Source organism: Corynebacterium kalinowskii (genome assembly GCF_009734385.1).
In the GTDB taxonomy this organism is placed as follows: Bacteria; Actinomycetota; Actinomycetes; order Mycobacteriales; family Mycobacteriaceae; genus Corynebacterium; species Corynebacterium kalinowskii.
Map to the genome: position 1 here is coordinate 1,894,978 of NZ_CP046452.1, position 24,427 is coordinate 1,919,404.

Here is a 24,427-nt window from a genome sequence, read left to right on the forward strand (position 1 = left end):
TATGGAGTGCATGGAATCTCAAGGTTTAGCGCAGTGGCCGGCTCCGGTGGCCGAGGGCCCGATCACCTGGAACGTTTCGGTGCCCGGTTCGAAGTCGATGACCAACCGAGCTCTGATTTTATCGGCGCTCGCGAGCTATCCCTCGACGTTGAAGGGTGCGCTTATTAGTCGCGATTCGGAACTGATGATGACCGCACTTGAAGAGCTTGGCGCCGTCATTACCCGCACCGAGCCAAGCCATGGCAGCCCCACCACCACTATTCGGGTCGAGCCGGGCGAGTTAGTTGGTGGCTCCATTGCGTGCGGCCTGGCAGGCACCGTCATGCGATTTGTTCCCCCAGTTGCGGCACTAGCCAAGGGCACCGTATTCTTTGACGGCGATCCGCAGGCTCGGGTACGCCCAATGAATACAATTCTTGACGCGCTCCGCACCCTCGGAGTTGCAGTCTCCGGCGACAGTCTCCCTTTCACGGTGGAAGGCACCGGCGAGGTCTGCGGTGGTCTAGTCGAGATCGATGCCAGCGCTTCCTCCCAATTCGTCTCCGGGCTGCTGCTCGTTGGCGCTCGTTTCTCCGAAGGGCTAACCGTCCGGCACGTGGGCGGTCGCCTGCCGTCGATGCCCCATGTGGAGATGACCGTAGACATGCTGCGCCAAGCCGGGGTACGCGTGGACGCCACAGTTCCGAACGAGTGGCGGGTCTGGCCGGGGCTTATTGACGGCCAAGTCTGGGCCATCGAGCCTGATCTGTCGAACGCGACTCCGTTTCTCGCAGCTGCCGCCGTCACCGGCGGCCAAGTTGGAATCAGCCACTGGCCAATGCAGACGCATCAGGCTGGGGACGCAATTCGGGGAATCCTGGAGCAGATGGGTTGCACCACGGAGTTTCGCGCGAATGGTGCCGGGCACGATCTGGTCGTCACTGGCCCGCCTCGCGGTCAGCTCAAGGGCATCACCATTGATCTGTCCGATATCGGCGAGCTGACCCCAACCGTCGCGGCGCTGGCTGCGCTGGCCTCCACGCCAAGCCGTTTGGAGGGCATCTCCCACTTGCGCGGGCACGAAACGAACCGACTGTTTGCCCTGTCCACCGAGATCAATGGCCTGGGTGGCAACTGTACCGAAGTCCCCGATGGCTTAGTCATCGAACCGGCTCCGCTGGCCGGCGGTGTGTGGCACTCATACGCCGACCACCGGATGGCTACCGCGGGTGCGATCATCGGCCTCGTTACGGAGGGCGTGCTCGTAGAGGACATCCAGACCACGTCTAAGACTCTTCCCGGCTTCGAGCTCATGTGGCAGGCAATGATCGATGGGTAGCCGTCGCTACTTCGACGAATCCGACGTCCGCATTCGTCCGGGTCGCAAGGGCTCCCGCCCGCGAACGAAGGATCGGCCGACGCACGAGGACGCCCAACTCGGCATGGTAGTATCTAAGGACCGTGGACGATGGGGAGTGGTTCTGGACGGAGAGATCGAACCGGTCGTCTGCATGCGGGCCAAAGAGTTGGGGCGGACGAACATTGTGGTGGGCGATCGCGTCGGCGTAGTCGGCGACACCACTGGGCGTGCAGGTAGCCTCGCGCGCATCGTTCGGCTTGAGGAGCGGACCAGCGTCCTGCGCCGCACCGCCGATGACACTGACCCGTATGAACGCATTGTCGTAGGCAATGCTGACCAGCTGCTCATCGTCACTGCGGTGGCCGATCCCCCGCCGCGTGCCGGGTTCGTCGAACGAGCGCTGGTTGCGGCCTACGTAGGACACCTCAAGCCTGTGCTGTGCCTGACCAAGTCTGATCTCGCAGATCCGGCAACCTTTGCCGCCGAGTTCGCAGACCTCGACATCCCAGTGGTCATCGCGGGTGTGAACGACAACCTAGATGAAGTTCAAGGCATCGTTGCTGACAACGTCACCGCCCTGATTGGGCATTCCGGGGTAGGAAAATCAACCCTGGTCAACCGCTTGGTCCCCGATGCCGACCGCGCCACTGGCGCAGTATCGGGCGTCGGCAAGGGCCGGCACACCTCAACCCAGTCCGTGGCGCTGCGCTTGCCACAAGGTGGTTGGATCATTGATACCCCCGGTATTCGTTCCTTCGGCCTCGCACATGTAGATGCCGATACCGTGGTGGGTGTATTCGAGGATCTCGCAGAGACCGTCGAACATTGCCCCCGCGGGTGTTCCCATATGGGCCCGCCTGCTGACCCGGAATGCGCGCTAGATAGCCTCACAGGCGCTTCTTTGCGCCGTGCGCAGGCCGTACGCAAGCTCCTCGAAGCGCTTCGCTCCAACGATGACTGGGAGCTCGGAATAGAAAAGGACTAAGTCTGTGCCTCTCGAAAGCACCTCAATCAGTCGATTGTCCCTGTTCGCTGTGCTCACTGGCGCTCTCACTGGGCTCGCGGTAGCAGCGCTGAACTGGGCGGTTATCCTGACTGAACGCCTGGTGTTTGGCACAGACCATTTGGCCTCCCCTGATCCTACGTCTGTCGTATCGCCACTTCGGCTGGCGCTCACGCTGCTGGGACTCGGCTTCGTCTTGTCCTGGGCTTGGTTTCTGCTGAACAAGTATGGCGATGAACAAGTATCCGTCCCCGGCGCAATGGCCGGCCGGAAAATGCCCCTCGTGGCGACGTTAGCTTCCGCCTTCATTCAAGTGATGTCAGTGGCTGCTGGCGCTCCTGTAGGGCGCGAGAATGCACCTCGCATCGTCGGCGGGCTGTCTGCATCACGCCTCGCCGTGTGGCGACACTTGGACCAGCCATCGCGTCGCTTACTCATCGGCGCTGCCGCCGGTGCTGGTCTCGGCGCAACCTTTCACTTACCACTGGCGGGCGCAGTGTTCGCACTGGAGCTACTGCTCGTGGAAATGTCCGCGCAGGCGGTCATCACCGTGATGCTCACCTCTGCCACCGCCGCGGCCGTGACCGGAGCTTTCGTTACCCCGCACCCGGTTTTCCACAGCGTGGACGTTTCCGAGAATCTGCCGACGATCATCGTCGCGATCATCGTGGGCTTTTGCGCCGGGTTGCTCGGACACTTTTTTGGCAAGCTCGCCCGCATCGCGGTGCAGCGTCGCGCGACCGGCAAAGCTCTCTTGTGGCAGATGCCTGTGGGGTTCGCGGTCCTAGCAGTGATGTCCTATTTCGTGCCCGGGGTCAGCGCGAATGCCCGATTCACCACTGACACCATCCTCACCGCAGACAACGTCGCATTGGGCTTGATCCTGGTGGGTGTGCTGCGCGTGTGCGCAATCGTGCTGAGCTTCCGCGTCGGTGTCATCGGCGGTACTCTCACCCCGGCATTCGGCCTCGGGGCGATCTGCGGGGCGCTGCTCGGCATTGCTCTCGGACCGCTTTTCCCCGGTGTTCCCCTCGGAGCCTTCGCCGTGCTTGGGGGCGCAGCGTTCCTTTCAACGGCAATGGCTGCCCCACTCTTCGGCCTCATCGCAGCGATCGAATTCACGGACATGGCAGCCCAAGGCTACCTGCCCGTGTTCGTTGCAGTTGTAGCTGCCGCGCTGGCAGTACGTGCATGGGGCCTGCTTGTTAACGAAGAACAGCGGCTGGCCCCATTCACATCTGCACTATTTGTCGGCAATCGGCGTCGCTAAGCGCGACTAGCGACGTACCGGACGCATGAGCGCGTAACGGATCGCCTCGCCGACGCTCGGGCGCGCTTCCTTGAGCAGCTGCAGGCCCGGTACCAGGCCACGGCGCAAACCATGCTCATTCTTGCCCACATGCAGCTGAGCTTCCATTTCCGGAGTGAAGCCCTCTTCGGAACGCACCTCTGGCGCGTTAGAAGGATCGGCGGCCAGCATGGAGTTCGGCAGCGTGAGCTTGAGCAGGGTCTTTTGCACCTTGCCGAACTGCACAGGGAAGGAATCCGTGTTGTACGGCAGATCGAATTCCCGGGCGATCGCCTCAACTTGCTTACCCACCGCTGCGAGGCGGTTGGACGGCATGTTCGGGTACAGGTGATGCTCGATCTGGTAGTTCAGGTTGCCGGACAAGATGGTGAGGATCTTGCCACCACGGAAGTTCGCGGAACCCAGCATCTGACGCAGGTACCACTCGCCCTTGGTTTCGTTCTCCCACTGCGCCTTGGTAAAGGTCTCCACTTCATCTGGGAAGTGACCACAGAAGATCACAGCGTAAGACCACCAGTTGCGCACCAGGTTAGCGATCATATTCGCCTTCGCGGTGTGCAGGAAATTCGGGCCGGTGAGCGCTGGGTAGAGGACGTAGTCCTTCAGCACCTGGTTACGAACCTTGCCCATGGTCTCCCAGAATTTCGGTTTCGTCTCCTCCCAGGTCTGTTTACCTGCGAAGACGCGCCCGAGCTCGACGTCGTAGAACGCAATGGCCCACTGGAAGAAGGACGCCAGGAACGCGTTGGTCACCGGCTGGAAGGCGTGCATCGGGGTCCACTTGCGGTCACGGGTAACGCGGAGAATGCCGTATCCAACATCGTGGTCCATGCCCAGGATGTTGGTGTACGTGTGGTGCACGTGGTTGTGCGTGTGCGCCCACTGGGAGCTTGGGCAGTTCATGTCCCACTCCCACGTAGCGGAGTGGATGACAGGATCGTTCATCCAGTCCCACTGGCCGTGGATCACGTTGTGGCCGATCTCCATGTTCTCGAGGATCTTGGCCAGGCTGAGCAAGCCGGTGCCTGCCCAGAAAAATGGCTTCTTATGGCTGAGCAGGAGCAACGCACGACCGGTGAGTTCCGTGCCACGCTGTACCTTGATCAGGCCCTTGATGTACTTAACGTCGTTCTCGCCGAGGCTGGCTTCGACTTCCTGCTTGATGGCGTCGAAGCGACGGCCGATCTCTTCAATGTCTTCGTCGGTCAGATGGGAATACGCTTGAATGTTCTTGATAGCCATGTCAGTATCCTTACACGTCGAGGGTTAGGTCGCCACGCGCTACGCACACGCAGGTTCGGATGCGTTCGCCCAGTTCATGGGCTTCGCCGGTGGTCAGATTGTGCGCTGCGCCGTCCTTGATCGTCTGCACGCAAGTGTGACAGATGCCCATGCGGCATCCGAACGGCAGCTGAATCCCTTCGGACTCCGCAGCCTCGAGGATAGTGGTGGCGCCGTCTGCCTGAACTTGGCCTTTGGCGCCGAAGGTAATGAGACCTCCCTCTGCGTCCGAGGTGCGATCCAAGGTGAAGCGCTCAGTGCGCAGCTCGTGACGCTTTTCGACGCCCTCGTCCCACCACTTTGCCAGTGCCTCCAGCATCTCTCCCGGCCCGCAAGCGAAAGGAGCACGCTCCGCATAATCCGGGACCAGGTTGCCAACTTCTTCCGGAGTGACGCGCCCTTGCTCCGAAGTAATTCGCAGGTGGCAGGTGAGGCCTGGCACCTGGCGTAGCTCCTCAATGAACAGTGCGTCCTGTTCGGTACGCGCCGAATACACCAGTACTGCGTCGTGATTCGGGGAGCGCAGCTCTAGAGCGCGGATCATAGCCACGATCGGGGTGATACCGGTGCCCGCAGCCAGGAAGAGCAGCTTTTCCGGGATCGGATCAGGCAGGTGAAAATCGCCGGCAGGGCGCGCGATGCGCACGTTCATGCCTGGTTGAGCGCATTCGACGAGGTGCTCGGACAGCCTTCCCCCCTGCTGTGCCTTGACCGTAATACTAAATAGCTTATCCGCGCCTGAGACATTTGTGAGAGAATAGCTACGCCAAACATAGCGCCCGTTCACTTGTACGCCAACGCCGATGTACTGTCCCGGCGCGAAGTCGACGGGAACGCCCCAGCCAGGGGTAACATCCAAACTGATCGTATCGTTATTGTGCTTGGTTACCTTGACAACTTTTCCGCGCAGCTCGCGGGTACTCCACAGCGGATTGAGCAGGGCGGTGTAGTCATCTGGCAAGAGCGGAGTAGTCCACGCTTTGAGTGCGGTGCGTACGCCCGCCAATGCATCTAGAGTGGTTTTCATATCTCTCTTCGTTTCGCTAGCAACACCTTAAGGTACGGTTGCGTAGCTTACGCGTGCGTAGGTTGGGTTGGCAAGTGCAACACAAAAACTCCCACGACTTTTTGGGCCGAGGAAGTTTTATCAAGGAGAATCGTTACAGCAGGTCAACTAGGAACGGCAGTTCGACTGTGTCGTACCATGCCAAGAAGTTCTCATCGGCATCTCCGACGGTCAGCTCGGCATCTTCGTCACCGAGATCGGCAGCGTCGATCGCGGCAATAGCAGCGGCCGTTGCCTGCTCAGAAGTCTCGATATCTACATGCAGCGCGGCGATCTCTTCGAAGCCGATGCGCGCTGGGCTGATCTTCACCACGGCCTCACCCTGCTCCGGCGCAAGTTCGATACGAGAATCATCTAGGTCAGCGGTGATAACAACACGGCGGTGCGGAAATTTCTCTTCATCACCAATCGCGAGCAGGCGCAGCGAAGCCCGTGCGGCCTCAATGAAAGCAAAGTGAGCGAATTCTTCTTCGTCTCCATCCTCAAAAAAGTCCACCAACGCGGGGGTAACAGCAAAGCCCCATCCCGATCGAGCTGAAAAGGAGTCGGTTTCCTTTAGCTCGCGAAGTATGGAAAACGTTGCCGGAAAGTACACCCGCATCTAGAACTCCCCTTCCAGGCCAAACAGCCCGGCGATCTCCACGACTGCGCGATCAAACTGTTGATAGTAGACGCCAACAAGGCCGGCTTCTACCGCTGCGCGGACGTTGAGAATGGAATCGTCGACAAGCACGCAATCCCGCATTGGCAGGTCAATGGCCTCGGCCGCGGCCTGAAAAGCCTCTTCGCTTGGCTTTTCCGCATCGATCTCGCCGGAGAGAACCACGGCGTCCACAAATTCGCCACGCTGCCATTCACGGATTGGATCTGCGCCAGGGCCACCTGGATCATTGGAGAGGATGGCAGTCGCAACGCCTTCGCGCTTGGCAGCGGCTAGCAAATTTCGCCAGCGACGCTGATCTTCTTCCATACCGTCCAGGACACCGACATAATCGACGATTAAACCTCGCACGCTCTTACTTCCCGCTTCCTTTGGTTGATTCTCACTCGACGAAAATACTAATCCATGGCACACTGCTATCAAGCGACAGCCACTGCGTCACCAATTCTTCCACAGCCCATGACCTTTCGGCGGGTCGCAGACGACCTCGGGTGCCACGTCTCAAATCGAAGGACACCCCCCTTGCTTCGCGCCATCCCGGGATACAGCCACCTGAAGTGCCTATCCCCATCCAGCCAACGCACCGCCATGTCCGCACCACGGTCATCGCCTGACGCTTCCCTACGGGCCTGCATCCAGATCGCCCTCGACGTCGCCTGTGGTGTACGACCAACGGCATCACTCCAGCGCCCCACCTATGACGGTCAAGTGCGCATTCATGTTCGCGCCTATCTAAAGGCTCACACCCTTCGCGGGCCGGTAGCACTGCAGCATATCGACGTACGCCTCGTTCCACCGCCACCTGTCACCGACCCGTTCGCCATCCGCATCTTGGAGGCGGCCGAGGTCGTAGGTACCTACTCGGTGTCAGGAAAGGCAAAGGCGTTTGCCACCCGGCTTGAATTACCGGAAGGCAAACGCCAATGGATCATGCGAACCCTGCGCCTGTTCTAGAAAACTAGACCTCTTCTGGGCCGAAGGTACGCATCTGGTCCGGACGTGGACCCGATTTTGCCCCGAGATCTTCGGCATCGATCTTGCCATCGCGGTTGACGTCAACGGTGCCCGCAGCTTCAGCCTGAGGTACGAACTGCTTGCGAATGAGGAACAGTTGGCGGACAGTCTCTTCCTTGATGCCGTCCTTCATGGCGTTGAACATGTCGCCACCTTCGCGCTGGTACTCGACCAGTGGATCGCGCTGGGCCATGGCACGCAGGCCGATGCCCTCCTTGAGGTAGTCCATCTCGTAGAGGTGCTCGCGCCACTTGGTATCCACCACATTCAGAATGGCAACGCGTTCGATGCTGCGCATCTGGTCCTCGCCGCCGATGGCGGACACCTTGTCTTCCATGTCGGCGTACAAGGTGCGGGCATCCTTCAGAATCGCTTCGCGCAGATCCTTGGCGGAGAGTTCTCCGGCAGCACCGTACTCGGTGCCGTCAACGAGAGACTGCCAGGTCATGGATGGGCTGTACAGACTCTCCAGAGCGTTCCAGAGTTTTTCAAGATCCCAGTCCTCCACATAGCCATTGGCCGTGGCGTGATTGACGTAGTCCGTGATCGTATCGTCGATCATGGACTGGATCTGCTTGGAAACATCGGCGCCCTCAAGCACAGAGCGACGCTCAGCGTAAATCACCTTGCGCTGCTCGTTCATCACCTCGTCGTACTTCAGGACGTTTTTACGCATTTCAAAGTTCTGCGACTCTACCTGGGTCTGTGCATTCTTCACCGCGTTAGACACCATCTTGGAATCGATCGGCTGGTTATCTGGGATATCCAGCCGATTCATGGTGTTTTCCAGCATTGGGCCGACGAAGCGGAGCATCAGGTCATCACGCATGGACAGGTAGAAACGGGTTGCACCCGGGTCACCCTGACGCCCTGATCGACCGCGCAGCTGGTTATCGATACGGCGGGAATCATGGCGCTCGGTGCCCAGCACGTACAGACCGCCGGCATCGCGAACCTTTTCCGCAAGCTCTTCGGAGCGCTTCTTCACGCGGACGATTTCCTCGTCCCATGCAGCTTCGTACTCTTCCGGCTTCTCAACTGGGTCCAGGCCACGCTCGCGCAAGTTGATGTCGGCGAGGATGTCGGGGTTACCGCCCAGCACGATGTCGGTACCGCGTCCAGCCATATTGGTGGCCACCGTGACAGCACCAGGTAGACCAGCCTGTGCGACGATCTCTGCTTCCTTCTCGTGGTGCTTAGCGTTCAGCACATTGTGCTTGATGCCCTTGGCCTGCAGCAGGCGGGACAGGTACTCGGAACGCTCCACGGAAGCAGTACCGACCAGCACTGGCTGGCCCTTTTCGACGCGCTCGGAAATGTCATCAACGACCGCGGCGAACTTCGCTTCCTGCGTCTTGTAAATGAGGTCAGTGAGATCCTCACGCTGATTCGGACGGTTGGTCGGAATCGGCATCACATCAAGCTTGTAGATCTGGTGCAATTCGGACGCCTCGGTCTCAGCGGTACCGGTCATGCCGGCCAGCTTGCCGTAGAGACGGAAGTAGTTCTGCAGGGTGACCGTAGCGAGGGTTTGGTTCTCGCTCTTGATCTCCACATTTTCCTTGGCTTCAATGGCCTGGTGCATGCCCTCGTTGTAACGACGACCATCGAGAACGCGACCGGTAAATTCATCCACAATCATCACTTCGCCGTTGCGGACGATGTAATCCTTGTCGCGGGTGAACAGCTCCTTCGCCTTAATGGCGTTGGTCAGGTAGCTGACCAACTGGGAGTATTCCGGCGCATAAAGGTTAGAAATGCCAAGCTGATCCTCAACGTAGGCAACTCCCTCTTCCTTCACACCTACAGTCCGCTTGCGCTCGTCTACTTCATAGTGGATGTCGCGCTGCATGCGAGGCACGATGGTTGAGAATGCGGTGTACCACTCGGATGAACCGTCAGCAGGACCGGAAATGATGAGCGGGGTACGAGCTTCGTCAATAAGAATCGAGTCAACCTCGTCCACGATGGCGTAATGGTGACCACGCTGCACCAGGTCGTTCAAGGAATGCGCCATGTTGTCGCGCAGGTAATCAAAACCCAACTCATTGTTGGTGCCGTAAGTGATGTCCGCGTTATAAGCCGTGCGACGCTGCTCCGGCGTCATGTTGGACAAGATCACATCGGTCTTCAGCCCGAGGAAGCGGTGCACACGGCCCATCCACTCCGCGTCACGCTTGGCCAAGTAATCGTTCACGGTGACAACGTGAACGCCCTTGCCTTCCAAAGCGTTGAGGTAGGCCGGAAGAACACAGGTCAGGGTCTTACCTTCACCGGTGCGCATCTCGGCAACGTTGCCGAAGTGCAAGGCAGCGCCACCCATAACCTGAACGTTGTAGTGCTTCTGACCAAGAACTCGCCAGGATGCCTCGCGAGCAGTCGCAAACGCTTCAAGCAACAGGTCATCGAGCTTCTCGCCCTTTTCGACTCGTTCCTTGAACTCCGCGGTCTTCGCCTTTAGTTCTTCGTCGGTAAGCGCAGCGTACTCATCTTCCAAAGTGAGAACTTGATCGGCGATGGCGGCAAGGCGCTTGATCGCGCGCCCCTCACCGACGCGGAGAATCTTGGACAATCCAAACACTGGCACTGATCCTTACAAATGTAGGTAGGCAACAAAAGACAAATCTCCAACCATTCTACGCACAGACGCACCCCGTGGAGCATTCCCGGTGGTTTTAGTTTCGCCTAGTACCACTACGAAAATGCCCCCGACCGCCGTGCTGGGCCAGGGGCATGTGGAACGCAGATGAAGAATTTACTTCTCTTCTTCCACCAGTTCGATCAGACCGTAATCAAAAGCATGACGACGGTAAACGACGGATGGACGACCGGTTTCCTCATTCACAAAGAGGTAGAAGTCGTGACCGACGAGTTCCATCTCAGACAGTGCATCATCGACGGACACCGGAGCAGCGGAGTGCTGCTTGGTGCGGACGATCTGGCCAGGAACAACATCCTGCACCTTGTCTGCGTATGGATCAACATCGAACTCGCCGACTGCATCCTGGGACTTCTTTGCTTCTGCAACCATTTCAGCAGCCATCTCGCCAGCACCCAGTGGTGCGCGGTGGCCGGAACGGCTGATTTGACGACGCACCTTCACCTTGCGCAGGGAGCGCTCCATCTTGGCTAGTGCGGTTTCCAGTGCGGCATAGAAGCTGTCTTCCTTAGCTTCTGCGCGAGCGATGTGTCCCTTGCCAGTGGCGGTGATCTGAATGCGATCGCTCTGGGCTTCTCGACGTGGGTTTGGCTCATGCTGAAGCTCCACGTGGAAGAACGTCAGGGTCGGGTCAAGGCGCTCGATCTTAGCGAGCTTAGACTTGACGCGTTCCGCGAAGTGATCGGGCACCTCGACGTTGCGGCCAGTGATGTTGAACTGAGCGCGCAGGACGTCGTTGTTCTCAGCAGGTGTAGTCACTTTGCTTTACCTCCCGGTATCAGCCACCGCACAATGTGAGCGGGATTACTCACAACGTCCACGGTGACGCTTATCTTGCTACACCCCTGATTTTACATCTGGTAATAACCATTCCGCCATGACCCCTCCCCAAAGCAATACATATCACGCAACACAAATGACCAATGCGCCGGCTACCTGCACATTTGCCGCAAAAAGTACCGAAGCGGTCTCAGCGAGGGTGGAACCAGTGGTCACAACATCATCGACCAGCAGCACAGGTGCTGGCGGAATTCGGTCCAATATCACCTTGCCCGCCAGGTTCCTCCGACGAGCCGAAGCCGACAAACCAACGGACTCCCCCACCTGTGATCCATGGCGAACACAGCCGGCTACCCGCAGCCCGCTGGACTTCGCCACAGCGGTGACAGGGTCACCACCACGCAACCGAGCCGACGCACTCTTCGTCGGCGCTGGAACTAGCGTGAGCGACTCTGGCTCCGGAAGCTCTCCGCGCGCAGCCAAGTGCTCGATTCCAGAACCCAGCACTGCCCCGAGATACGCGGGTATGTCGCGCCGTCCCCGTTCCTTCATCCCCAGCACCACCTCGCGGTGCACCCCGGAATAGGGACCTAAGGCCCACACCGGAATATGCGGATCAACGGGAGTGAAGATTCGGCGGGGTGGCCGGGCTAGGTGGCGTCGACAAGCACTGCACAGTGCGCGTCCTGCTGCTCCGCACCCCGCGCAGTGCTTCGGCAACAGCAACTCGATCATTTTGCCACGATCGGGGCCGCTCGCTGCCCCTGCAGTGCTGGCACCTCGCGCCAAAACGCGACGCCAGTGGTACTGATCGGCAGCTGAAGAACTGCTCGAGAATCGGTGATGTACACAGTGGACGAGCTTGCAGAGATCGCTACCACTGGAGCCGTCACATTGCCCGAAGGCAGCGGAGTCAGGCCCGAGCCATCCGACTGAATCTGCCACACCGGGGTTTCAGGAGTCGAGGTTCCTACCAGCAGGGACCCGTCGATCTTCCAATCGACCGTCAGCGCCGTACCCGCAATCGCTGGTGCGATTTCACGAACGTTGGTCAGTTTACGGTTCCCGGCGTTAGGCCGTTCGACAGTGGCCAGATAGACCCGACCATTGATGATGAAGGCACATCGCACGCCCGTCGGCGACAGGCGAAGCACCGAAATCAATCCTTCATAACCTTCTAGCTCGCTCGTATCTACCTCCGTGTGCGAGAGATCCCCGCTGGTGGTCGAACGTGCGACTCTGGCCACCTTGCGGCCATCCAGAACGGTCCAGACGGCGTTGCCACTGTTTTCGAAAGTCGGGGTAGACAAAGTTTTCGCTTCGACGCCACGACGCCCTTGCTCACCAATCTTGCCTAGGAGCAACGTGGCTCGGCGATCTGGTTCTTCACCCGTCGACTGCACCGCGGCAACCAGCCCCGTACCCGCTTCAAAGTCAGCAGACGAGATGCCGGAGACCTCTCCCCACTCTCCGGCCAGTGGCACTGCCCGCTCACCCTCTACTGACTTGATTTTGCCGTCAGCCAGGGCATACAGCGGCGAGGCTGCGCCCGCTGAGGCCCCCGGGTTGTACTCGGCTACTTGTTCAACGGTCAGGAACTCAGAGTTTTCAACGATCGGCGTGTTATCGATCTCGATCTTGTACGGCCCTGGCACACCCGCTTTCGCCAACGTCCAGACAACCTGCGCAGCGAAGCGATACCGCCCCTCGGCGCTGAGGTCACCGAACCCAGAGAAGGAGTACACCCCTGAGTTGAATCCAGAAAACGTCGCTCCCGGCGGCACATACGTCTTCACACCAGGACGCAGCACCGGTTGTGGCCCTTCTACCAGCAGCGAGAGCAGTGCCGTGTTGAGCGAAGAGTTTCCGCTATACACCCATCGCCGGTCGATCACTAGGTCGTTGTCGGTCGGGTCCATGAAGTACAGCGCGTAGGGTTGGTAGTTGTTGCGCAGCTCGGTGTGCTGGACAGCCACGCCGGGTGGCAGGTTACTGATCCGCCACTGTCCATCACGTTTTTCGACGTCAATAGTCGCCTCATACTGACCGTGCTCCGGCTGATACACGCCCCCGACTCCGATCGATCCGACTACCGGGCCACGCACGCTGTAGGAAATTTTCTGATCGCTTGCACCCGGCAATGAGTTAACGTCGATGCGATCCAAGACCAGCATGCCGGTCTGGGAATCCCAGGACTTAGCAGCCTCAGGTGTGAGATACTGGCGAGCCGCTTGGTGCCGCTGGATTGGCTTCACAGAATTAGTGAAGAAGTCACGCACCAACAGGTCCGGTTCTTGGCCAGGATAAGGACCAGCGTTCTCTACCCCCTGTGCTGCGGGTTCGAATGTACGCAGGGCCTGCGGGCTCGATGAGCTGGGGATGGTTGTGCAGGATGCCAAAGTCAGTCCCGCAATGGTTACTGCGGCCAGGATCTTAGTGTTCATCGAGGATCACCCCATCGGTTTTTACTGGTTGTGCTTCCGGAAGTTCCTGCACCGCATCGGGGTATGTCAATGAAATGGGGCTTTCGTTGAAGTGCTGCTTCGCTACCTTGGGCAAAGTGAGACGAAACCTAGAACCAATTCCCATTTCGCCGGAGGCCTCGAGGCGTCCCCCGTGGAGGCGAGCGTCTTCAGAGGCGATGGCTAGACCAAGTCCGGTGCCTCCAGAGTGCCTCTTGCGGGATGGGTCGGCGCGCCAAAATCGATTGAATACCAGTTCTTCCTGACCAGGTTTGAGGCCCACGCCGTGATCGGTGACAGCGATAGCCACGGCGTCTTCGTTAGTCCGCAACACCACGTTTACCGGTTTGCTTTCGGAGTGGTCAATGGCGTTGGCGAGCAGATTGCGCAGAATACGCTCGATGCGACGCGAGTCGATGACCACGTTCACCGGCTCATCCGGCAGATCGAAGGAAACCGGGACATCCAGCTTCTCAGAGAGGTGTTCGACTTGCTGCCAGGCTGCTTGCAAGGCACTGCGAATATCAACGCGTTCCTCGGATAGGTCGGCGACGCCTGCATCGTGACGAGAAATTTCGAGCAGATCGGCGAGCAGAGACTCAAATCGGTCAAGCTCGCGGATCATAAGCTCAGAGGCGCGCTTGATGTAAGGATCCGAATCATCCACATTGTCAGCGATCATGTCGGCTGCCATGCGGACGGTTGTCAGTGGGGTACGCAGCTCGTGCGACACATCGGAGGTGAACTGGCGCTGCAGGTCACCGTATTCCTCTAGCTGGTCGATTTGCTTGGATAATGACTCCGCCATGGAGTTGAAGCTGTTAGCCAACCGGGCCATTTCGTCCTCGCCCTCGACCACCATGCGTTCGCGACGATGACCGGCGGCAAAGCGTTCGGCAATCCGGCTGGCGGAACGTACTGGCGCTGTGACTTGCTGGGTGAGCAACCAGGCGATTGCGACGATCAAGACGAGCAAGACAACGCCACCTGCGGAAAACAGGCCCTTGATCAGCGCGAGAGTGGCTTCTTCATTCGACAGTGGCATGACGAGATATACCTGCAGCCCGGCGATGTCGGAGTCAGTTGGCGAGCCGATAACCAGAGCCTTATAGAGTTCGCCCTGCGAGTTGTTCAAAGTGGCGAACTGGTAGGACACTTGCCCTTGCGAGACGAAGTGATGCAGCCGATCGGGAATTTCGAACCCTTCTGGGGACGTAGTCGTTGTCCCATCCGGATTTTCCACCACCAGCACCGGCTCATAGGTTGAATTCGGCCCCGATGACGCCACCATCCCTAAGTTGATCAGCGTCGCTCGTGCAGAATTTAGTCGCGCTTGCAGCGAGTTCGAGGAGTCCGACGTAGCGATTTGCTTCTCGACGGCCACCCGCGCGCGATCAACTTCGCTATCAGCGGTTTCAAGCTTTGAGTCAACGAGTCGCTGCGCGACAATGCTGATCAGCGTGAGTCCTAGAAACAACACCACGATCGTGGTGGAAACCAGGATGGAGCCGATCACTCGAACTTGCAGGGAGGTACGCCAGCTATCGAGCATCCGCTCCCACGTGTGGCGGGCAGAAGTCATAAGTGAGGAGGACTAGTCGTTGTGGCCAGTCTTGTACCCAACGCCGCGGACAGTGAGCACGATTTGTGGATTCTCTGGATCCTTTTCGATCTTGGCACGCAAGCGCTGGACATGAACGTTCACCAAACGGGTATCGGAGGCATGTCGGTAGCCCCAGACCTTTTCGAGCAGCTCCTCGCGGGTGAAAACCTGGCGGGGCTTGCGTGCCATCTCCAACAGCAAATCAAACTCGAGCGGGGTGAGCTGAATTTCATCATCACCACGACTAACAAGGTGACCGGGGACGTCGATCGTGAGGTCACCAACCTCGATGAGCTCGCTCGGCTCTTCATCCGTACGGCGCAGGCGAGCGCGAATCCTAGCAACCAGCTCTTTGGGCTTGAAAGGCTTGCTCACGTAGTCATCGGCGCCAGACTCCAGACCAAGTACGACATCAACCGTGTCCGTCTTCGCGGTGAGCATCACAATGGGAACCATCGACTCTTGGCGAATAGCTCGACAGATATCCACGCCATTCATCCCCGGAAGCATGAGGTCAAGCAGGATTAGATCCGGTTGTTCGCGCTGGAACGTGGCCACAGCTTCGCTGCCGTCCATTACTGCGACGGTGTCAAAGCCCTCGGCTTGGAGGACGATGGTGAGCATCTCGGAGATGGCTGGATCATCATCCACCACGAGAATTTTCGCATTAGTCATTGCAACCTCATTGCTGTGCTACTGGCTATCAATTATTCGATAATCGTCCATCATAGGTTCTTTTGTGCCTGGATGCGCGTGATGATTCGCTCCGCCAATGATGACACGTCCTCATTTGGCTGTGCGACAATCCACTGGCCAGCCCATGATGTGGCCGCCAGTCGTCGATAAGCCTCGCACGTCCGGGCCTGCAACCCGCCGTCAGTCTCGTATGCGTCTTTCGCGCGGGAAGCATCGGCCTCAGCCCGCTTTTCGGCGCGCTCGGCAGCTACTTTCACTGGTGTATCGAGGAGTACCTGAAGATCCGGCTGAGGTAATCCGAGATCACCAAATTCGAGGTCAAACACCCACTGCACTACTGATTCATCTTCAGTCCGGGCCCAGCTATAGGCCGCATTCGAAGCGACGTAGCGGTCGAGCAACAAAATCTCATCGCGGCCCGAGGCAGCGCGCAGCTTTTCGACGACCCCATGCCGATCCAACGCGAACAACGTGGCCATCGCATAGGCACTGTTGGTGAGATCACCCATTTCCAGACGCAAAGCGCGGGCAGCCAGCTGTGCATGGATCGACTCTTCGTAGCGTGGAAAAGCGAGTCGGTCCGCACTGATGCGTTCGGTCAGGGCACGAGCGAGAGTGTTCTTGCCGGCACCGTCGATACCCTCAATAGAAATAATCACGCGTGTGCTGCTTAGTTAAGAGCCTCGAGGTAGACCTCGAGGTCTTCTTCAGTGTCTACTTCTTCAAGAATTGCGCCTGCGCGTTCGCGCAGCAGCTCGGATCCAGATCCTGCCAATTGACGCACGAATGGATAATTCTCCGCGATTTCTCCTGCAGTAAATGGCGCACCCGCCCAAATGGCAGCAATGGTGGCTGCAAGGTGGCCGTTGGCGGTTTCCTCTTCGTTCACGGCCTTGCCACTAGCTACCAGGGCGACCGCATCCTCTACCGCTTCGACAATGTCTTCAGAATCAAGACTTGCCATTTCGTCAAGGAAGTCAGCATTGTTCTCGTCCGCAAAAATTGCGATGTCCCAGGCTCCCATGTCTCTCCTGCTATTTAAGGGCCCGCTACGCAGGCCGAGGCTATTGGTGTGCTTCGTAGATCCGACAGTCACTTACTAGGTTTACTTGGATTGCGCGCGCTGCGCCACTACTGCCCCTAGCTGGAGCGCACAAGCGCGCTAATTAGGGAAAAGCCGAATGGATTGAGAAGTTTTTGGCTCGAAATCTTTCGTTGAAAGATATGTCATGCTATGGTCAGCGTTGTTATAGATTCGTTACGAGTAAAGATACTGTAACTAATCTGCCCTCCCCCACGATCACATGAGTAGAACGCCTACTCAGCGCGCTTTTTGATCTCTCTGAAGGAGAACGGCACTTGAAGAAACAGACCCGAGGTTTCGTGGCGTTCGTGGCATTTGGCTGCGTCACGGCTGGTGCCGTGGGCTGGGGTGTGTGGCTGAACTCAACACCTGAAAGTGCCCGCGCCACGGGAGAATCTCCGTATTCCCGAACTGTTTCGTCAGGTACTGACCGCCCAAACTCCACCACCCTGACCACGGCGTCCGCTCCTTCAGTTCCAGTTCCTTCTTCAGATGTGAACAAACGACCTGCTCAGCAGGCCCAGGTGTCGGAGTCTGATCCGTTCTTGGCTCCTAATGCCTTCATTCCAGAGGATTCCGTAATCGCGGCGCAGCCGACCAGGGTGTACGCTCCAGCGACATCCGCCACGACGCAGAGCACCGCACCGGCAGGTAGCCAAACCACACGGACTTCGGCATCGCCAACTCAAACCAATGGCTCCGGATCAACTTCCGAGCCGTCCGCGACAGTTACCACTTCAAATGAGCCTGAGGCTCCTGCAACTTCAGTCGTTGCACCGCCAGCCACCGAGCCGTCTGTCACCGAGACTCCGGCCATCACATCGCCAGTCGCTGAGCCACCGGTTACCGAGGTTCCCACCTCAGTTCCGGAGCCAACTCCGACGGGAACTCCGGTATCTCCGCCAACTCTGATTCAGCCGGAGCCTACCGCTGAGGTCACCACCACAACTGGCCCTACGGAACCATCCCCCATCAGTCCGGGTGGAACAAATGGGACCACGACCAGCGAGCCAGTGCCTACCACTACTTCGCCCGCCATGGGAATCGGTGCGGGCTCTGGTTCGGGCATGGCAGAACCCACTCCAATAGATGCGAATCCAACGTCAACCGTAACTTCCACGCCCGTTAGTATCGACCCCCTAGCGAGCACCGCTGGTACGGTTTGATCAGCTAGACCGTAGCTACAAACACTGTGGCATCGGCGGCAGCGAGACGCACTTCAGGATCGCCCGCTGGAATCCATACGGCTTCGCCGGCGCGCGCGTGCACCTGGCGACCGTCACAGGTCAAATCCGTGCCCCCTTCAGTCACCAGGATGATGGCAGGACCATCCGCATTGAAGATTGCGCCTTCACTTAGATCCCACTTCGTCAGTGAAAACTCAGTGATGGGAGTTGGGAATTCCACGTTCCGGCCTCGAATGATCGGGCGTACTCGTGGATCTTCCAAGGACTCAAACTCGAGGACTCGCACCAATTCCGGCACGTCCACATGCTTAGATGTCAACCCACCACGAAGTACGTTGTCCGAATTGGCCATGATCTCCACGCCCAAGCCCTTGACGTAGGCATGCAGCTGTCCCGCATCAAGGTATAAGCCCTCGCCTGGCTGAAGCGTGAACTTGTTCAGCAGCAATGCGCCCAGAACGCCCACGTCGTATGGATATCGCTGATGGAGCGCCACCACATTAGCTAGTTCTTCACGCATCCACTGTGGAAGGTCCGTGCGTGCAAGTGCCAAAGCGGCCGAGGTGACGATGTCGTCAATAAGCTTCGTACGGCTCGCACTTGGAATGGTGATCCAGGTGGTAAACAACACTCGTAGATCGGTGGATTCACGCGCTTCAGAGCGGTCGAGCATTGCCAAATAGCGCTCGATCTCGGCACAGTGCAGCTCGTCAAAGAGCTCCAAAGTCTTGGCCAGCGGCCTGAAACCCGCCATAGCCTCAAACTCAGTGAGCGCTACGATGAGCTCCGGTTTGTGGTTGGCGTCTTTGTAATTGCGATAGTCAGCTGCCACGTCAATGCCCTGTGCATTCTCGCGTGCGTAGCCTTCTTGCGCCTGGCTCAGTGACGGGTGCGCCTGCAGGGAAAGCGGCTCGGCGGCAGCCAGGATTTTCAGCAGAAATGGCAGATTGTCACCGAAGCGCTTTCTGACGCGCTCACCGAGGTGGAAAGCTGGGTCAGCAGCGATGAGTTCGATGAGTTCCTGATCGCCAATGGTGGCAGAAGCTGCGGGATGTGCGCCGAACCAGAGCTCTGCTTCCGGCTGCAATGATTCCTCTTCCCCTCTGAGGTTCGCGATAAGTTCGCGGGAACCCCAAGGGTAGTTTCGTATTCTGCCCGTCAGCAGTTCCATCAAAAACTCCTTTTTAAACCACGGCTGCGGCTAGACCTCTCACCGTCAGTCGCAGAATGTTCTCAAGCGTCAACTCGTCGCTGTCCGCGCTTTGAGCGATCGAGTGAGGGAGCTTACTCTCCTGCTGCGCCCAGACAACGATCCTTAAGGGTATCATTGAACTAGAGCTTTCATCGACCGGATCAAAGAAAATGTTGGTCTCGCTCTGAGCGAAATTCGGTAGTGACGCGTGCAGCTCTTCCAGCTCGAGAGCCGAGCTGACTACCCCTTTGCTCGTCCACCAAGTTGCGATCAATGCAGCTAACGCCGCTGACCTTCCAGACATACCCGCGTGAATGATCCGACCATCAACGGCATAATTTTGCAGCTGTCGAGCAGCGTTGACCAGATTATCTCGCTCTGGGGACACCGCCAGAAGTTCCTCATCCACCGCCGCAGCGGCGAGGTCAAGATTTTCGGCCACTGCTTGCTCAGGGCTGGTCAACGGGCCAACGAGGGCGAACATCGTCGCTATAACTGCTGCCGGCGAGCCACCTGCCGCTGTGGGAGGCACCGGAACAATCACTGTTCGCGCCGGAGCCTCCGCACGCAGCGGACCTTGAGGGGGAGCTAGGAGAACGGTCACTGCGCCGCGACTGTCCGCAGCATGCAGGCAGCGCTCCTGTCGGGTGACGCTTTTCGACGACGCCATCAGCACCACATCCAGCGCCCCGGCAAAACGTGGAAGTTCATCCACTACGACAATCGGCAGCGGTGCTGGTTCGAGCAGCGCACAGGCGAGGCGGGCTGCAGCCCGCGAGATTTCATCGGCGACGATCACTATGAGGCTCCGCGGGCTCAGCGCAGCAATGTCAGAACTAACACCGTCGTCGATGAGGCTGCGGGCGCCTCGAATGAAAGCCCCCTCGTGGGCAATGTCAAAGAATCGCACCGCGTTTCGGTCGTACATTGCGCTCCCCTTCTGTGGAGTCTTAGGCCCGGATAACGGACAGCACTTCGGCGCTGAGTGCGTCTACTTCCGCGCGAGTTGGCGCCTCGGCATTGAGACGAAGCAACGGCTCAGTATTGGAAGCGCGAACGTTGAACCACGCCTTAGTTCCCTTGAGCTCCACGGTGACGCCATCAAGACGGTCGATCTTCTCAATCCGATTTGCAAAGTGATCAAGTACGGCCTGAGTGCGTTCCTCCTGGGCGGCCTTGGAAGCCAGCTGGGAATTAATTTCTCCAGAGGCTTCGTAGCGGTCGTACTTGGCCATCATTTCGCTCAACGGCTTGGCTTGGCCTCCCAAGGCGGCGAGGACGTGCATCGCTGCCAGCATGCCGGAGTCGGCGTTGAAGAATTCGGTGAAGTAGTAGTGCGCGGAGTGCTCACCACCGAAAACGGCTCCCGCGGAGGCCATGGTGGCCTTGATGAAGGAGTGGCCGACACGGGTGCGCACTGCCTTACCACCGTTTTCCGCGATGATCTCCGGGACTGCCTTGGAGGTGATGAGGTTGTGGATGATCGTCGCTCCAGGCTTTTCAGCAAGGTAGCGCTCGGCCACAATTGCGCAGACGGCGGATGGGCTTACCGGTTGGCCAAGTTCGTCGATGACGAAGCAGCGGTCTGCGTCACCGTCAAAGGCCAGTCCAATGTCAGCCTTGGTGTCCAACACGAACTTCTGGAGATCTACCAGGTTCTTCGGGTCCAGGGGGTTGGCTTCGTGGTTCGGGAAGGAACCGTCTAGTTCGAAGAAGAGTGGTTCGATCTCGAGTGGGAGGTTCTTCAGTACGGCAGGCACGGTATGGCCGCCCATGCCGTTGGCAGCATCGACTGCGACCTTCAGCGGGCGGATTCCGGAGAGATCAACCAGTTCGCGCAGGTATTCGCCGTAGCCTTCGAGGCAGTCATCCTCCGTGAGGGTGCCTCGGGCACCGTCGAAGCCCGGCACGCCAGCGACGAGGTCGTCGATGATGGTGGCCAGGCCGGATTCCTGGCCCACGGGACGAGCGCCGGAGCGGCACAACTTGATGCCGTTGTATGCGGCCGGGTTGTGGGAAGCGGTGAACATGGCACCGGGGCAGCTTCGCACTCCAGAGGCGTAATACAACTGGTCCGTGGAAGTAAGTCCCAGCATGACTACGTCTACGCCTTGCTCCAGCACGCCGTCGGCGAATGCCCGTGCAAGTCCGGGGCCGGACGCCCGCATATCGTGTCCGATGAGTATCTGGGTGGCTTCCTCGGAGCGCATCAGTCGGCCGAAGGCCGCACCGGTGTCACGCATAAAGTCGGCATCGATCCCTTCGCCGACGATGCCACGAACGTCATAGGCCTTAATTACAGCTTCGACCGCTTCGCGGCTACGGGGTGTGGCAGTGCGCATTAACCTTCTCCTAGATAGTTACGATGAGTAGCTACCTATTCTAGATCAATCCTCGTCATTAACGACGTACAGATGCGCCCGACGCCTGCCTTTTTCCTCCTGCTTGCGCTGGGAGCGGTGGATTGGATGGTTCTGGGTAGGTTCGTCGACTACCAACCCAGAGGACTGACTTCCGGCCTCACGCACTGCCTTGGCAAGTGCGGTCAGATCGTCATCATCTTCATCGCGATCAATTTCGGCAACGCGCAGCATGTTCCAACCGAGCGGTGCGGTGATCTTTGCGGCGTGTTCTTCGCATAGATCCCAGCTGTGCGGTTCGGAAGCTGGTGCGAGTGGGCCAATGACAGCGGTAGATTCTGCGTACGCGTAAGTCAGCGTAGCGACTGCGGGCTTACCGCATCCCGGGCGACTGCAACGACGAAAATTACTCACTTGACAAAGTCTAGACCTTAAGTTGACACTTTGCGAAGTATTGCTCGGCGTGCCGGGCGCTTCCTCGGCCCGCACAGCCCTAATGTAGGGCTCATGGATGTCAGAACCGCCCGGAATCGTCACGGCCGTGGAGTACGTGGCCCGTTGCTGCCACAGGCAACTCCCCGTTTTCGTACGCGGTCGCAGCTTTTCGACACCGCAGTCCTCGAGTCCTATGCCCCGATCGCCAATGCGTTTCCACACGAGCTATCGAACCTTGACATTGCCGTTGACACCATTCCCCGCATGCGACTGAGTTCAGACATGACGGTACTGCCAGATGAGATCGTAGCTGACGGCCCAGTTCCCCTTGGGCGCGTCATTCCTGCCGGCATTGATCGCCACGGCAAGCCAACCCGTGCCCGCATTGTTATTTTCCGCAAGCCTATTGAGGCTCGGTGCATAAATAAAGAAGAGCGCAGCGAGATCCTAAAAATGGTTCTCACAACGCTAGTAGCTAATCACTTGGGAATCGATCCGGCGGATATCGATCCCGACTTCTCTTGGTAGTTAACCGATCTGCTTTTTGAGGCGACGTCGTTCACGTTCCGACAGCCCTCCCCAGATCCCGAAACGCTCGTCGTGCTCAAGGGCAAATTCGAGGCATTCATCTCGAACACCGCAGGCTTGGCAGATTCGCTTGGCCTCTCGAGTGGAGCCACCCTTTTCAGGGAAGAAGGCCTCTGGATCGGTTTGTGCGCACAGCGCTTGATCCTGCCACTCTTGCTCCACTGCCCCAAATAGAGCATCAAAGGACAGATCAGAGCCGGTATCCAACCCAGAATTCATCCCGCGGGAAGTTGCGTCATTCGCCACGTACTCCATAGACGCTCCTCCTTCTTCCGTAGGTGTTTGGTGAACTTTTGTTGTCTAGTCGTGCCATCCACACTGCCAAGTGATCCGATAATCCGTTCCCTGGCTGTTTGACTTACACAAGTGTGATTACACACCGATCACTAGATATCGTCAACCTCAGACTGTCTTTTTTCTTCAACTCGGAGCGTTTTCCCAAGAGAGAAGTAACAGCAGTAACAGCAATAACAAGACCCCCGCCGCGGGGGCGAGGGTCGGGGGTACTACATCTAGTGGGGGGTTAACCCCGCCAAGACAACTCTGGGTTCACCTCGGCGTGTCGCGACAAAGATGCTTGACTATCGCCTTGATACAAGTCCCACTGCTGTCAGGGACGCTAGGCGTCGGAGGAGAAACGCACGCCGTTATCAGGAATAACAACGCCGGGCCATACGCGCATGCCACCCTTCAGTTCACAACGAGCACCAATCTTGGCTCCTTCGCCGATGACGCAGTCCGAGATGCGAGCGTTAGCCCCGATGGTCACGCCAGCACCGATGATCGAGTTCTCGATTACCGCACCTGGTTCCACCTTCACCCCATCGAAAACGACAGTTGACTCGAGGCGAGCGCCGCCCCCAATCTCCGAGCCACGACCGACTACGGAGCCACCGAGCAACCAAGCACCATCTGAAACGCCGGCAGTGTCGTCGATAAGGCCCTCGCCCGTGCGCCCCTCAAGCAGTGGTGATGGTGCGATGCCACGGACAAGGTCTGAAGAACCTCGCACGAAGTCATCCGGGGTGCCCATGTCGCGCCAGTAGGACTGATCCACGTAACCGAAAACTCGACGTCCCTCCTCCAACAACCGAGGGAAAGTCTCACGCTCGACCGACACCGGGCGTCCCGGAGGAATGGTGGCGATGAGTTCACGCTTGAACACGTAAATGCCAGCATTGATCTGATTCGTTGGTGGATCTTCAGTCTTCTCAAGAAATTCGAGAACCCGGCCCTCGGCATCAGTAGGCACACAACCGAAGGCACGCGGATCAGAAACTCGGACCAGGTGCATCGTTAGGTCAGCATCCTTGGCAGCGTGAGTATCCAGCACCTTGGTTAGATCGGTTCCGCCGAGAACATCACCATTGAATACCATGACCGTGTCATGACGCAGTCTGTCGTAGACGTTGCGGATACCGCCGCCGGTGCCTAGCGCCTGCTCCTCCACCACATACTCGATCTCCAGGCCCATTTCGGAGCCATCGCCGAAGTACTCTTCGAACACTTCAGCCTTGTAGGAGGTTCCCATCACTACATGGGTGATTCCCGCTGCCTTTATGCGGGCTAGGAGGTGAGACAGGAACGGCACGCCAGCAGTCGGCAGCATTGGCTTTGGCGTCGACAGGGTCAGCGGACGGAGGCGCGTTCCCTTACCTCCCACCAGGATGACGGCGTCGGTTGAACAAGGTATTTTTTCTTGAATCAT

At 58.4% G+C, this 24,427-nt stretch carries 24 protein-coding genes; 6 read left to right on the top strand and 18 right to left on the bottom strand.

What is annotated here, in order from left to right; genetic code table 11:
• Nucleotides 1–10: 10 nt before the first annotated feature.
• Genes aroA through CKALI_RS09020 form a run of 3 tightly spaced genes read left to right on the top strand, consistent with a single transcriptional unit; the run spans nucleotide 11 to nucleotide 3,612 of the window.
• The gene (gene aroA / locus CKALI_RS09010; protein ID WP_156193035.1) at nucleotides 11–1,318 is read left to right on the top strand and encodes a 3-phosphoshikimate 1-carboxyvinyltransferase; all 1,308 of its coding nucleotides are present in this window, start codon (nucleotides 11–13) and stop codon (nucleotides 1,316–1,318) included.
• Complete coding sequence (gene rsgA, locus CKALI_RS09015) at nucleotides 1,311–2,324, top strand: ribosome small subunit-dependent GTPase A (RefSeq protein ID WP_156193036.1); 1,014 nt, start codon at nucleotides 1,311–1,313, stop codon at nucleotides 2,322–2,324. The genes aroA and rsgA overlap by 8 nt, the downstream gene beginning before the upstream one ends.
• A gap of 4 nt (nucleotides 2,325–2,328) precedes the next feature.
• Nucleotides 2,329–3,612, top strand: coding sequence for a chloride channel protein (locus CKALI_RS09020; RefSeq protein ID WP_231580451.1), 1,284 nt, complete (start codon nucleotides 2,329–2,331; stop codon nucleotides 3,610–3,612).
• A 6-nt stretch (nucleotides 3,613–3,618) separates the two neighbouring features.
• On the opposite strand, the gene CKALI_RS09025 is transcribed toward CKALI_RS09020, so the two are convergent.
• From CKALI_RS09025 to CKALI_RS09040, 4 genes are all read right to left on the bottom strand, one after another.
• Nucleotides 3,619–4,893 carry a fatty acid desaturase family protein gene (locus CKALI_RS09025; RefSeq protein WP_156193037.1) on the bottom strand — a complete coding sequence of 425 codons (1,275 nt, stop codon included), beginning with the start codon at nucleotides 4,891–4,893 and terminating at the stop codon, nucleotides 3,619–3,621.
• 10 nt (nucleotides 4,894–4,903) lie between these two features.
• A complete protein-coding gene (locus CKALI_RS09030) occupies nucleotides 4,904–5,959 on the bottom strand; it encodes a ferredoxin reductase (RefSeq protein ID WP_156193038.1) in 1,056 nt (351 codons plus the stop codon).
• A 133-nt stretch (nucleotides 5,960–6,092) separates the two neighbouring features.
• Nucleotides 6,093–6,599 (bottom strand): DUF6912 family protein, encoded by a 507-nt coding sequence (locus tag CKALI_RS09035; RefSeq protein WP_156193039.1) that lies wholly within the window; start codon nucleotides 6,597–6,599, stop codon nucleotides 6,093–6,095.
• The gene (locus CKALI_RS09040) at nucleotides 6,600–7,010 is read right to left on the bottom strand and encodes an HAD-IA family hydrolase (RefSeq protein ID WP_156193040.1); all 411 of its coding nucleotides are present in this window, start codon (nucleotides 7,008–7,010) and stop codon (nucleotides 6,600–6,602) included. It abuts the gene before it with no gap.
• A 171-nt stretch (nucleotides 7,011–7,181) separates the two neighbouring features.
• Here CKALI_RS09040 and CKALI_RS09045 point away from each other — a divergent pair, with 171 nt between their 5' ends.
• Nucleotides 7,182–7,613 (top strand): hypothetical protein, encoded by a 432-nt coding sequence (locus tag CKALI_RS09045; RefSeq protein WP_156193041.1) that lies wholly within the window; start codon nucleotides 7,182–7,184, stop codon nucleotides 7,611–7,613.
• A 4-nt stretch (nucleotides 7,614–7,617) separates the two neighbouring features.
• Here the strand turns inward: CKALI_RS09045 and secA are convergent, their stop codons facing one another.
• The 8 genes from secA to CKALI_RS09085 form a co-directional block, all read right to left on the bottom strand.
• Entirely contained in the window at nucleotides 7,618–10,254 is a 2,637-nt protein-coding gene (gene secA, locus CKALI_RS09050; RefSeq protein ID WP_156193739.1) for a preprotein translocase subunit SecA, read from the bottom strand.
• A 174-nt stretch (nucleotides 10,255–10,428) separates the two neighbouring features.
• A complete protein-coding gene (gene hpf / locus CKALI_RS09055) occupies nucleotides 10,429–11,091 on the bottom strand; it encodes a ribosome hibernation-promoting factor, HPF/YfiA family (RefSeq protein ID WP_156193042.1) in 663 nt (220 codons plus the stop codon).
• Nucleotides 11,092–11,235: 144 nt separating this feature from the next.
• Nucleotides 11,236–11,847: a ComF family protein gene (locus tag CKALI_RS09060; RefSeq protein WP_231580452.1), complete on the bottom strand. Its 612-nt coding sequence runs from the start codon at nucleotides 11,845–11,847 to the stop codon at nucleotides 11,236–11,238.
• On the bottom strand, nucleotides 11,844–13,556 hold the full coding sequence (gene lpqB / locus CKALI_RS09065; RefSeq protein WP_156193043.1) for an MtrAB system accessory lipoprotein LpqB: 1,713 nt from the start codon (nucleotides 13,554–13,556) through the stop codon (nucleotides 11,844–11,846). Before lpqB ends, CKALI_RS09060 begins: the two co-directional genes overlap by 4 nt.
• Complete coding sequence (mtrB, locus tag CKALI_RS09070; protein ID WP_197079673.1) at nucleotides 13,546–15,156, bottom strand: MtrAB system histidine kinase MtrB; 1,611 nt, start codon at nucleotides 15,154–15,156, stop codon at nucleotides 13,546–13,548. Before mtrB ends, lpqB begins: the two co-directional genes overlap by 11 nt.
• 12 nt (nucleotides 15,157–15,168) lie before the next feature.
• A complete protein-coding gene (mtrA, locus tag CKALI_RS09075) occupies nucleotides 15,169–15,852 on the bottom strand; it encodes an MtrAB system response regulator MtrA (RefSeq protein ID WP_156193044.1) in 684 nt (227 codons plus the stop codon).
• Nucleotides 15,853–15,902: 50 nt separating this feature from the next.
• Entirely contained in the window at nucleotides 15,903–16,532 is a 630-nt protein-coding gene (locus CKALI_RS09080; RefSeq protein ID WP_156193045.1) for a dTMP kinase, read from the bottom strand.
• Between the two features lie 11 nt (nucleotides 16,533–16,543).
• Entirely contained in the window at nucleotides 16,544–16,897 is a 354-nt protein-coding gene (locus tag CKALI_RS09085) for a DUF4259 domain-containing protein (protein WP_156193745.1), read from the bottom strand.
• A gap of 335 nt (nucleotides 16,898–17,232) precedes the next feature.
• On the opposite strand from CKALI_RS09085, the gene CKALI_RS09090 reads away from it, so the two are divergent.
• Nucleotides 17,233–18,123 (top strand): hypothetical protein, encoded by an 891-nt coding sequence (locus CKALI_RS09090; RefSeq protein WP_156193046.1) that lies wholly within the window; start codon nucleotides 17,233–17,235, stop codon nucleotides 18,121–18,123.
• A 4-nt stretch (nucleotides 18,124–18,127) separates the two neighbouring features.
• Here the strand turns inward: CKALI_RS09090 and manA are convergent, their stop codons facing one another.
• The 4 genes from manA to CKALI_RS09110 are packed head-to-tail and all read right to left on the bottom strand — an operon-like array spanning nucleotide 18,128 to nucleotide 22,110.
• A complete protein-coding gene (manA, locus tag CKALI_RS09095; RefSeq protein WP_156193047.1) occupies nucleotides 18,128–19,315 on the bottom strand; it encodes a mannose-6-phosphate isomerase, class I in 1,188 nt (395 codons plus the stop codon).
• Between the two features lie 13 nt (nucleotides 19,316–19,328).
• A complete protein-coding gene (locus tag CKALI_RS09100) occupies nucleotides 19,329–20,264 on the bottom strand; it encodes a hypothetical protein (RefSeq protein ID WP_156193048.1) in 936 nt (311 codons plus the stop codon).
• A 22-nt stretch (nucleotides 20,265–20,286) separates the two neighbouring features.
• Nucleotides 20,287–21,678 (bottom strand): phosphomannomutase/phosphoglucomutase, encoded by a 1,392-nt coding sequence (locus CKALI_RS09105; protein ID WP_156193049.1) that lies wholly within the window; start codon nucleotides 21,676–21,678, stop codon nucleotides 20,287–20,289.
• Nucleotides 21,679–21,723: 45 nt separating this feature from the next.
• Complete coding sequence (locus tag CKALI_RS09110) at nucleotides 21,724–22,110, bottom strand: DUF3499 domain-containing protein (protein ID WP_156193050.1); 387 nt, start codon at nucleotides 22,108–22,110, stop codon at nucleotides 21,724–21,726.
• A gap of 93 nt (nucleotides 22,111–22,203) precedes the next feature.
• On the opposite strand from CKALI_RS09110, the gene CKALI_RS09115 reads away from it, so the two are divergent.
• Entirely contained in the window at nucleotides 22,204–22,659 is a 456-nt protein-coding gene (locus CKALI_RS09115) for a metallopeptidase family protein (protein ID WP_156193051.1), read from the top strand.
• On the opposite strand, the gene CKALI_RS09120 is transcribed toward CKALI_RS09115, so the two are convergent.
• Together CKALI_RS09120 and manB are read right to left on the bottom strand one after the other, a co-directional pair.
• Nucleotides 22,660–22,938 (bottom strand): WhiB family transcriptional regulator, encoded by a 279-nt coding sequence (locus CKALI_RS09120; RefSeq protein WP_231580567.1) that lies wholly within the window; start codon nucleotides 22,936–22,938, stop codon nucleotides 22,660–22,662. It abuts the gene before it with no gap.
• 400 nt (nucleotides 22,939–23,338) lie between these two features.
• On the bottom strand, nucleotides 23,339–24,427 hold the full coding sequence (gene manB, locus CKALI_RS09125; protein ID WP_156193053.1) for a mannose-1-phosphate guanylyltransferase: 1,089 nt from the start codon (nucleotides 24,425–24,427) through the stop codon (nucleotides 23,339–23,341).